Below are 10,753 nucleotides of genomic sequence, written 5' to 3' on the forward strand. Positions count from 1 at the left end.
CCCCCCCCCATACCAATTTTTATTAGCTTTGATTAATTCTTGACCAAGTTTATAAGTAAAACATTCTTTTTCTTTTAAAGCCTCTTTGTAATCAGGATAAGCTTCTAATGGAGGTAGTTTTAAAGAAGGATCTTTTTTTATTTTTTCTTGAAAGATTTTTTGTTCTTGTTTGTGCTTGTCATAAATATATGATAATACAAAAGGCATTCTTATATAACCAAATATAGATTTAGAATTAACTATCATAGCTTGACCAAGTTTATAAGAGAGTTGGTTTTGAATACGAGCTTTAGCTGAATGTATTTTATTGTAAATTTTTATATATTTCAAAAATAGTTCATTATTTTCATTTTGTAATTGGTTTTTTTCTCTTAAAAAGCTTTGTTGAATTTTTAAGATATTTTCTTGTATCGCTTTTTTTTCTTTTATTTCTTTATTTAGTATATCTTGTATTGGATTTATTTTTCTAGGATCCATTATTAAACAATATTCTTCTATTGCTTTCTTGTATTTTTCTATAGGTGGAATTAAAAAATTACATTCATATAGTTTTGGAATTTTTATATCTATATTATTCATTTTTTTTAAATTTATTTTTACATTATAATTAACATCACTAATTAAAAAAAAGGATATAATATCAAAATGCTCTAATCTATATATTTTATTATTTAACTTAATAACACTTAAATTGCTTGTATCAAAATATACTGATGTATTGTCATCTATATTTATTTCAGTATCCTTAAATGCATTCATATATGGTTGAGTAATCTTGACAACTGTTTGATTATTTTTAATTATAATCGTGGAAGTAAATCTATGATTTATCTCCCAATTTTTATTCATTTCAATAAGACCACTATTCCAACTATGAATACCTATTAAAGTATAACCATCGAGACATTTCGGAAATTTTAATATGCTAGATTTATCAACTCTAAATACCGTTTCATTAAAAAATGAATTACTGAATTTCATGGTTGATTTTGTGCGATATTTTTCATAAAGTGTATTATTTTGAATAAAATTATCACTATTTGATAGCATTTCACTTGGAAAGCAAATTTTAAAAAAAAATCTTTTATCGTATATTTTTTTAGGATAGAGAAAATAGTTTATATTATTTACAATATTTTTTGCCAATTGGATCATAATAAAACCCATCTGATGTGATTCATCCACATTATGAAAAAAATCACATAAATTAAATCTCTCATAATATTCTTGTAAATCTATAATATTAAAACCGTATTTTACTATATGAAATTTATGAATATTATTACATCCTTTGCTTTTTTTAAAAAGAATATGAGGCATGAGTATAATTAATATTTTTTTATTCATTGAAGCTAACTCACTATACAACCAATCAGTATGTTTAAAAACAACATCAAAAGAAGCAGCCCTATCATTAATATTACTTTCAGAAATAATTAAATCAGCATTTTCTAAGTACTCTTGGTTTCGTTTTCTTTTTAATTCATAAAGATTTTGTAGTGAACTACTCCCACCTAAAGCTAAATTTGTTAGATTTATATTCTCTTGCCTTAAACCTTTTTGCAGACCATTTACCATAACAGAATTACTACCACCAAGTAAAACTATATTATATTTTTTCATTTAGAGTTACTCTTACCTTGATATGAGTTAAATTTTTTAACATTTTTATAGGTACTTATAAAAAAATTTATATATCCTAGCTTATATTTGCTTTTATTAGCTTTAATCAATTCTTCACCCAACCTATAAGTTAAACACTGTTTTTCTTTTAAAGCCTCTTCATAATCTTCACAACACTCCATAGAAGGAATTTTTAAAAAAGACATTGTTTTTATTTTTTCATTATATTCCTTAACTTCAATTTGATGTTTTTTATATACTTTATTTAAAATATAAGGCATCTTTAAATATCCAAAAATACTTTTAGAATAAATAATCATTACTTGCCCTAGCTTATAAGCCAAATGATTTTGCACTCGAGCTTTTGCAGAATACAATCTACTCCTATCTAATAGGTCATTTTCGCAGATATTCACTTGCCCATAAAATTGAACAACATCACTAAAAAAACATATATTTTGTTCAATTATATCGCTACTATAATTTTGTTTTTTTAAATTTAAAATATCTTTTTGCAACTCATCTTGCAGATTTGGAAAACATATGCTTTTTGAAGATATTGATCTTGCAACATTGACATTATATGCAAAATGTGGCTCAATTGATTTTATATTATTAAATACTAACCACTTGTGTAGTGCTTCTTGAGCGTGAAAATCTTTTCGAAATGAATCCCTAAAAAAATCCAATCTTGTATCTTGAATAGCATCCCAAATGTCACAAATCTTTTTAATAACTTCACGATTTCCCATAAAAAAATAATCCAAAACTTCTTTATGGTGTGGCCACAATTCATGTGTAGCAATAACATTACCAATATTTATTTTTTCAAGTATAGCCGAGTCTATTCTAGGATAATCTAAATCCGGTCTAACAATCAATACAAAATCATATTTTTTTTGAAACCTCTTCTCATATTTTTCCATTAATTCAAAAGCTATTTTTCTACCATATAGCATTTTATGTAAATTATTCAATTCGCCACATTTTTGATAATAAGCAATAAAGCTTTTTTCATCCTCTAAATAAATATCATTAAAAAAAACATTTAATTGTTCCAATTCATCTTTAGAAAAAGGGATGGAAAAATCCTCACTTAATTTACTATATACATTCGGAAAACATTTTATGAATACATTGAAGTTTTTAATTTGCTCAGGAGTATCATTATAAACTTCTGGAATTCTTCTATATACCCAATTACTTCTATTTCTAATACTTGGCCACAACATTTTTTTGTTCCAAGAAAATAAAAAAATATCCGCATTTAATGGATCTACAACTTGATCTTTTAAAAATTTTAAAGATTCAAACCATTTTTTTCCTCTAATAGCCCCTGTCACTAAAACTGCAACATTTGGCATTGTATAAACAATATTTAATTTCTTCTTTTTCAATAAAAAATTTATTTGCTCATAACAGATTGAAGCTCCGTAAAAATTTTGTTTCATAAAATCTTGCAAAATAAACATATAATCTTGCATTCGATCCAAAAAATCATCATCATTGCTGTAAAAAAAATAATCAATGCTTTTTTTTATATAATAAGCAGTTGAAATTACACCGCAAGCCTCCTTATAAACTCCCCATTTATATTTATTTCTTTCCATATAAACAATTGAAGTATAAAACAACTCGTGACAAAATTTTCCATTTAACTCTTGCTTTGAAATTTTAGAATTTAAAATATAGCATGCCAAATATCTCTTTTCAAAACATGTAGCTTTAAAATCAAATTGTACTACTTGCAATAATTTTTCTCGAAAAGAAAAAAAATTATAATCTTTACTTATCCTTGTCATTTCCCACCAAGTGGGTGTTTCTTGAAAAACTTTAAGAAAGTTATAAATTTTTTCAAATTTTCCAATTTGAAATAAAAAATCAACATACTCATTTTCAAGTGAATCTAATTTTTTTTCATATAATATTTCAACTGTATCGAAATTCCATAATTTTAATTGTTCTTGTATTTTTTCATCAACACTTTGAAACATAAATAAACCTTTAGCTCAAAAACTCATTTTGAAAATCTTCAATTTTTTTTCCATATTTGAATTTTCTTGCAACATAATCATCATATAGGTAATATTTTAAAAGTCTAGCAATATGACTATGAAAATTTTCTCTCATTTCTTCTGTAAAACCATCTTTTATTGCCTTATCAAGAACTTGTTCCACATCATCTTTAGCAAATGCTTCATAAGTACAATTTTTATGCTTCAAATGTGTATATCCTAACATAACAACAGGTTTATTATGTATCAAAGCCTCATAGGAACTTTGAGATAATATAGTTACCACAACATCTGCTAAATCTATAAGCTCGTGAATATCTACACCCCTAGCATCAATAATTTCAGATTTTTTTTCTTCAAGCCATTCTAAATTAGGATGTGGTTTGTAAATAAAATTCCAATCATTTTTAATGCATATTTCACTTAAAACTCTACAAGCATCATTTGAATCAACACTCCAAGGAGAATGATATTTAACCACATGCTGATTATAAGGTATCATACCAGCTTCAAAATCATTTTGTCCAAAATACACAATCGTTGGACAATCTTTTTTTATTTCTTTCTTAATATTATCAATAAGATTATTTTTAGGTTGTAAATTTCTACATAGTTTTTCTTTGTAAATATATTTTAAAACTTTTTTTGCATTTTCAAGATCATTTGAATTAATTGTTAAATCATTAAAATCTGAAGTATGATTTGCTATCCAACTCTCGCCCATTTGTCCTTGTAAATCAAAATTAAATGTTCCAGGAATCACTCCAAATTCCATAAAAACACATTGAATATTTCTTTTTAGACAAACTAGGTAGAAAATTTCATGCGTTGCATTAAATTTATTCCATATGAAAGCCTTTTTTGGAGAAGTTTTTTCTAATAAAATATCAAAATATTGAAATAAAAATATAGCCATTTTATCTGGATAATTTTTACCCATATCTTTATATTGTAACTTCATTCTAAGACTAATTTCTTTTAATCTTGGATTTTGCGCTAAAATGTATTTCTCAGACTCTGTAAGATTATTAAGATCAACATTTCTGTCATATCCTCTATTAAAAGTGGCTTTAGGGACTATAATGCTTGGCATTTTTAATTTATTTTGTACAAATTCTTTTTTCAGCCAAGGCGTTGTAGATACCACTAACACAGATTTGCTTTGAGTCGCATTGGAAATATAACGACATACCCCTTTATCAAAAGAAGCGAAGTGACCCAAAAATATAAAATCTTTTTTTTCTAACGCATCATCAAAGCATTTACCTGGAAATTCAAATAAACCTTGTATATTTTTTTGAAGACTTTGTTTTTGTTTTTTTAGTTCTAATTTATCTTTGAAATTTTGAAAAAATGAGAAATTTTTAAACTTTTTATAATATCGCTTAATTATTTTTCTTACAGTACAGTATTCATTTGATTTTTGAAAATTTTTTTTACTCGCAAACCATCTACTGTATCCATCAATATTATCCCCCATTATAAAATCATCTTTAAAAGTTAAATTTTTAAAGACATTCATGTCTTTAGCTTTTGGTTGCCATAAAAACCGCGTTAATATATGATAAAAATCAAAACCATGTATATTTAAAGCACCTATATCTTTTTTAAATAAATCATAAAATTCTTCAATATTGCTTAAAATTCTTTCTTGAATTTTTAGAATTTCATCTTGTATCTGGTATTTATCATCGAGTATAAAATCAAATCTATCATTTTTCTTTATAATTTCTTGCAATGTTCCAACAGGCTCGCTTAGAACATCTTCAAATATTTGATTATGGATTACATGAATGTGTTGAAAAAAAGTATTACTAAAGTCAAAATATGTTTTTATACCATCATCACTTTTAAAGCCAAAATGTTTAAACATATGATAAGCTGTAGTTTCGATATTCAAAACATCTTTTAAAAACTTACGAATTCTTCCACTATACCCTACATCAAATACAGCTATATTTTTACCATCCACAATAACTTTTCTACAATAATCTTTTATAATTTCAGTTTTTTCTTTAGCATTATTAAAAAAATACTCATATACTTGATCAGCAATTATCAATTGATTTTTGACATCTCCAACATAAGCATCTAATACAAAATTATATTTTTCTGATACTTCAATAACTTGAGAATCATTCATTAAAAACCTTAGTTTTAAAAAACTCTCAATAGTCATAGTAGTGTTTACTGGTATTGCAACTATCTTTTTTTTACATTCTTTTTTACTTAAACCATCAAAAGCATATAAAGCCTTTCTAGAAAGCCTTAAAGGCTTTATATTGATCTGAGTATTTTTATCCTTTAAAAAAATATTTAAAATTTTTTCTATCAAATAACCATCTCTATAAACTAACAGCAAAGTGTCGACATTATTTTTTTTACAATCTTCTAAAAGCCAATAAGTAAAAGCATAAAAAATAGGTGTTAGTAATAAATTTGTAAAATTTTCAATCTCGCCATTGAACATAGAATGTTCTTTATCATATGGTCTTGAAATATGATCAAAAACCTTGTTAATCATAAAACCCAATATAAATCTATTATCTGTAAATGCCATTTTTGAATATTGAATAGAATCTAATAAATGCAACATATTAAATCTGTCTGAAGAATTAACAATCCTAATACCTTTAATCCCCTTAGAGTTAGGTATATTTACATCGGCTCTTGGATTATCACCTATATGTAAAATACTATTTTTTTCAAACCCCATTTTTTCAAATTTAGCAATTATAAAATCAAATAATCTTCCACTGCCTTTAGATAATTTTAAGTCTCCCGAAACAAACAGTTCATCGTAGCCTTTGTAATTATTTTTTTCTAAAACTTTTTCCAAAAATTTTTTTGGTAAATACATATCTGAAACAATAATAACTTTTTTATGACTTTCCAATGCCTCAAAAAAAAGTTTCTGGATTGAATTTTTAGAGTACAAATAATCAAACTCAACTTCCATCTCTATAGTTTTAAGTTTTTCACACTCTTCTACCGAAAATTCAAAATTTAAATGTAAGTATTTATAAATATCATCTATAGCAATATCATCCTCATAGAATGGTTTATTTTCTCTTGCATATTGTTCAGCTAATTGTCTAATCTTTACAAAAGATTCATCATAACCTGCTCTTATGGCCACAATTTTAAACATATCAGAAGGAATAATACAAGGCCTAACCAACAAAGTATCAAAAATATCAAAACTAACAATTTTTACTGATTCTGATTTTACAAGCTCACTAATTTGCTCTAATGTCATTTTTTTCCTTTAATTTATTTTCCACCCTAACTAAGCATTTCAATTCATTTTGAAAAAAACTATATGTTATATTTCCTAAACTTTCAAGTATTGCTATTCCTGCCGCAACATCCCAAATAGCTATATCTTTTTCATAATAAGCATCAATTCTCCTGCACGCGACATAAGCTAAAGATAAAGCCGCGCTACCAAGCAACCTGATTTTTTTAAATTCTTGAATATGCGATATAAATTCCATTAGTCCATCTTTATCATAATTCATATAAGAAGAAAAACCCGTTGCCAAAATAGCTTGGCTTTTATCTTTTGTATTATAAAATGGAATAATTTTTTTATCATTTAACCAAGCACCAACTCCAACTATACCACTAAACATTTCATCTCTATTAAAATCATATATTACACCTAATATAGGCCTATCATTTTCATATAAAGCTATACTAATACAACATAATGGGATATCTTGACTATAATTTAAACTACCATCCAAAGGATCAACAACCCAATAAATTCCTTTTTTTTCTTTATCATTTATTTTATAACTTTCTTCACTTAAAATAGGATATGAAAAAGCACTCATTAAAATTTTACATATAATTTCTTCAGAATCTAAATCTGCCTGTAATTTGATATCTTTTTTATCATCAGAATTTACTTTTTTTTCTTTTAAGTTTAATAAAAAATCACCCGCTTTATAACATGCCGATTTTGCAATTTCTAATTCTTTCATTTCCATAATCCTAACGGATATTTAATAACTGTTTTTAAAATATTCGATGGATTCTCATTATACATAGCCATTCCCAAATGTGCATCTTCCGGGAAAAAAATAGCTATATCATATTTTTGCATTATAATTTTATTAGAATAAATATTATCATTGTATATAATCAAATCTTTTTCTTGATTATATTCTTCTGAAATTTCAAGATGACTTACATTAATAAACTCCATTTGCTCTATACCTTTTAAGTGCAATTGTATATCAATATACTTTTTATGACTCTCCCAAAAACATTTATTTCTAGGTTTTGTCATGTAATTTTGCTCCAAAGAAAAAAAATCTTTACTTATATATTCTTTTTTGCAAGTTTTTAATGGTAATTCTAAAATTCGGAGCCGATTTTGATGTGTACTATTACATACAGAATAAAGATATTCTAAAGCTACTTGATCTTTTAAAAAGCTGTGAACTTGATGCACATTAGTGATGATTGCCATTAAGCCTCTTTAAAATAGTCTACTAAATTTTTAATGGCACTTTTACCCATTGCCAAAACAGCCTCTTTGGCATTACCACCAATATGCGGAGTGCAAATTAAATTTGGCAAAGAAATAAAATCATAATCCTTAGGTGGCTCTTGTTCATAAACATCAATAGCAGCTCCGGCTATGATTTTTTCTTGTAAAGCCCATTTTAAATCCTCTTGGACAACAATATCTCCTCTAGCAGTATTAATAAAATATGCTTCTTTTTTCATCATGGTAAAAATATCCTTATTAATCATATTTTTTGTTAAATTAGTTGAAGGCGTGTGGATAGTAACAATATCACATTTTTTATAAATTTCTTCCTTTGTTGCTTCAATCAAATTATTTCTTTTATAATACTCATCTTGCTGTATTATATCATTAACATATATAGTACAACCAAAAGGCTTTAAAAGTCCTATAAGATCTTTACCAATATTTCCTACTCCTATAACTCCTACACTTTTGCCACTTAACTGCACTCCACCATTTTTATCCCACTCCTGTGTTTTCAGTTTATTGGAAGTTATATAGCTATTTCTCATCAACGATAACATATTTCCTAAAACAAGCTCTGAAACTGATCTTTTATTTACTCCTTGAGAATAAACAACTTTTACTTGATATTTTTCAGCAGAATTAAAATCAATATTATTTAATCCAACTCCATACTTAGAAATTACTTTTAAATTTTTAACTTCTTTTAAAACATCTTCACCTATTTCGTCAAGTCCAACAATGGCGCCATCAACATCTTTTAAAAAACTTTTTAATTCATCGTGGTTTAATCTTTTCAAGGAATCGTTAAACTGCACACATTTAAAATATGAATTTAGTTTTTCTCTTAAATATTGATTTTTAGAAAATGCTACCGTAGTAACAGCAATTTTTTTATTCTCCATAGTATTTTACCTCATTTTTGCCGCAATATCTTCGTGCTTTTAGCAATTGTTCTGCCAGTAAAAAATCTTCTTCATAGCTAATTTTAATAGATTTTATAGGATCAATAGGCCACAAAGCACATTTTCCATTAAAAACAGCATAGCCATTTTTTTCATAAGATTTAATAAAACTTTCCCTTCTCCAAATGCATATTGTCCATACACATACTCGAACAGGATCGATATTTTGTGTCATAGGCAATAATCCATCTTTATTAAAATTTAATGCTCTTTCTTGATAAAAACACTGCAATTTTTCATCTTTAACTGATATCATCGAATCGAGTTGATTGATTTCAAAAAAATTAATAGCCTCTTCTATATCAACTGATTCCACCAGAGGAGAAACAGGATTAACCATAACCAAAGCCTCACATTCTATTTTTTTTAAAAAATCATAATTAAATTGATCTGATACAACATGATTTAAAGCTAACTCTTCTCTTCTTTTATAGTATTTTACACCATAATCCAAGGCAACTTGTCCTATTAAATCGCTTTCTGTGTTTACATACACCTCAGAAATACTATTTGCATTTTTACAAGCCTTTATAGCATAAGCTATCATAGGCTCTCCTTCAATAAGTCTTAAATTTTTTTGCTTTACTCTTTGACTTCCTAATCTAGCAGGAATTTCTGCAATATATTTGTTTTTATCCATTATAAAACCCCGAATTATTGTAGATTTTTTCAATTAATAATAATGTTTTCAGAGCATCAAGACTAGTGCCATTTATAATCTTTCCTTTGTCATCAATCGCTTCTAAAAATTCTTTAATTTCAATTTCCCAAGAATCATCATTTTCAAACCAAGTAATATTTTCTTTAGGTTTACCCATTGCAAAAGTTATATCTTCAAATTCTCTTCTTCCTACAACTAATGTTTCTGGCGCATAACTTCTAGTCCCAGACAAAATACCGTCAAGATTAATATATCCCTCTTCAAAATACATCTCTAATAAAAACTTGTGTTTCCAATGTGTAGCACTAGAATGTAACATTGCTATAGTATTTGAATAAGTTTTCATAATAGCAAATGCATTATCTTCCACCTCAATATCCCAATAAGCATTTGTTACAAAACTGTTAATTTTTTCAAATTCTTCACCAGACAAATAACGCATTAAATCAAGCATATGAATTCCCTGGTCTATAAGTATTCCGCCACCTGATTTATTTTTATAATTACGCCAATTTTTATGATAATCAATACTTCCAGCTTTTCCATAAGTACCTTTCATCCATAAAAGCTTTCCCATTGATTTAGAATCTATTATTTTTTTAGCCTCCATAACTGAATAATGATATCTATGATTAAATCCATATTTTAGAATCATTCTACTATTCTGTTCAACCTTAATAACCTCTTGAAGCTCCTTGCTTGTTTTAGCAGGAGGCTTTTCACAAAAAACATGTTTTTTTGCCAATAATGCTTTTTTGGTATATTCAGCTAAAGAATCTACAAAAGTACATATAAAAATAGCGTCAATATCTTGTGACAATAACTCATCAAAACTGTAACAAAAAATTATATCGCTACCCAAATTTAAAGGTTTTTCAATATCATAAACAGCAACTATCTGTGCATAATTTTTCTCTAAAATTTTTTTAGCCCTTAATTGACCTATTTTCCCAAAACCTGCAATTCCAATCTTAATCATAAA

At 26.4% G+C, this 10,753-nt stretch carries 8 protein-coding genes; all 8 read right to left on the reverse strand.

Annotation, left to right across the window (positions count from 1 at the left end; genetic code table 11):
* Positions 1-1,623 (reverse strand): hypothetical protein (locus tag AJ888_RS09325; protein WP_070296085.1); only part of this gene is annotated, 1,623 nt, incomplete at its 3' end.
* Complete coding sequence (locus tag AJ888_RS00985) at positions 1,620-3,107, reverse strand: hypothetical protein (RefSeq protein WP_186820756.1); 1,488 nt, start codon at positions 3,105-3,107, stop codon at positions 1,620-1,622. The genes AJ888_RS00985 and AJ888_RS09325, both read right to left, overlap by 4 nt.
* Positions 3,108-3,627: 520 nt before the next feature.
* Complete coding sequence (locus tag AJ888_RS00990; protein ID WP_070296087.1) at positions 3,628-6,897, reverse strand: hypothetical protein; 3,270 nt, start codon at positions 6,895-6,897, stop codon at positions 3,628-3,630.
* Positions 6,878-7,627, reverse strand: a complete 750-nt coding sequence (locus AJ888_RS00995; RefSeq protein WP_070296088.1) for an inositol monophosphatase family protein — start codon at positions 7,625-7,627, stop codon at positions 6,878-6,880. Before AJ888_RS00995 ends, AJ888_RS00990 begins: the two co-directional genes overlap by 20 nt.
* Positions 7,624-8,118 (reverse strand): YhcH/YjgK/YiaL family protein, encoded by a 495-nt coding sequence (locus AJ888_RS01000; protein ID WP_070296089.1) that lies wholly within the window; start codon positions 8,116-8,118, stop codon positions 7,624-7,626. Before AJ888_RS01000 ends, AJ888_RS00995 begins: the two co-directional genes overlap by 4 nt.
* Positions 8,118-9,050, reverse strand: a complete 933-nt coding sequence (locus AJ888_RS01005) for a phosphoglycerate dehydrogenase (RefSeq protein WP_070296090.1) — start codon at positions 9,048-9,050, stop codon at positions 8,118-8,120. The genes AJ888_RS01000 and AJ888_RS01005 overlap by 1 nt, the downstream gene beginning before the upstream one ends.
* Positions 9,040-9,750 (reverse strand): cytidylyltransferase domain-containing protein, encoded by a 711-nt coding sequence (locus AJ888_RS01010; protein WP_070296091.1) that lies wholly within the window; start codon positions 9,748-9,750, stop codon positions 9,040-9,042. The genes AJ888_RS01005 and AJ888_RS01010 overlap by 11 nt, the downstream gene beginning before the upstream one ends.
* Positions 9,743-10,750, reverse strand: coding sequence for a Gfo/Idh/MocA family protein (locus tag AJ888_RS01015; protein WP_002862092.1), 1,008 nt, complete (start codon positions 10,748-10,750; stop codon positions 9,743-9,745). The genes AJ888_RS01010 and AJ888_RS01015 overlap by 8 nt, the downstream gene beginning before the upstream one ends.
* Positions 10,751-10,753: the final 3 nt, after the last annotated feature.

This window comes from Campylobacter sp. BCW_6467, from assembly GCF_001762855.1.
Lineage (GTDB): Bacteria > Campylobacterota > Campylobacteria > Campylobacterales > Campylobacteraceae > Campylobacter_D > Campylobacter_D jejuni.

Coding starts and splice junctions, on each gene's coding strand:
- AJ888_RS00985 (WP_186820756.1), bottom strand. CDS start 3,107: ATGCAAGATTATATGTTTATTTTGCAAGATTTTATGAAACAAAATTTT.
- AJ888_RS00990 (WP_070296087.1), bottom strand. CDS start 6,897: ATGACATTAGAGCAAATTAGTGAGCTTGTAAAATCAGAATCAGTAAAA.
- AJ888_RS00995 (WP_070296088.1), bottom strand. CDS start 7,627: ATGAAAGAATTAGAAATTGCAAAATCGGCATGTTATAAAGCGGGTGAT.
- AJ888_RS01000 (WP_070296089.1), bottom strand. CDS start 8,118: ATGGCAATCATCACTAATGTGCATCAAGTTCACAGCTTTTTAAAAGAT.
- AJ888_RS01005 (WP_070296090.1), bottom strand. CDS start 9,050: ATGGAGAATAAAAAAATTGCTGTTACTACGGTAGCATTTTCTAAAAAT.
- AJ888_RS01010 (WP_070296091.1), bottom strand. CDS start 9,750: ATGGATAAAAACAAATATATTGCAGAAATTCCTGCTAGATTAGGAAGT.
- AJ888_RS01015 (WP_002862092.1), bottom strand. CDS start 10,750: ATGATTAAGATTGGAATTGCAGGTTTTGGGAAAATAGGTCAATTAAGG.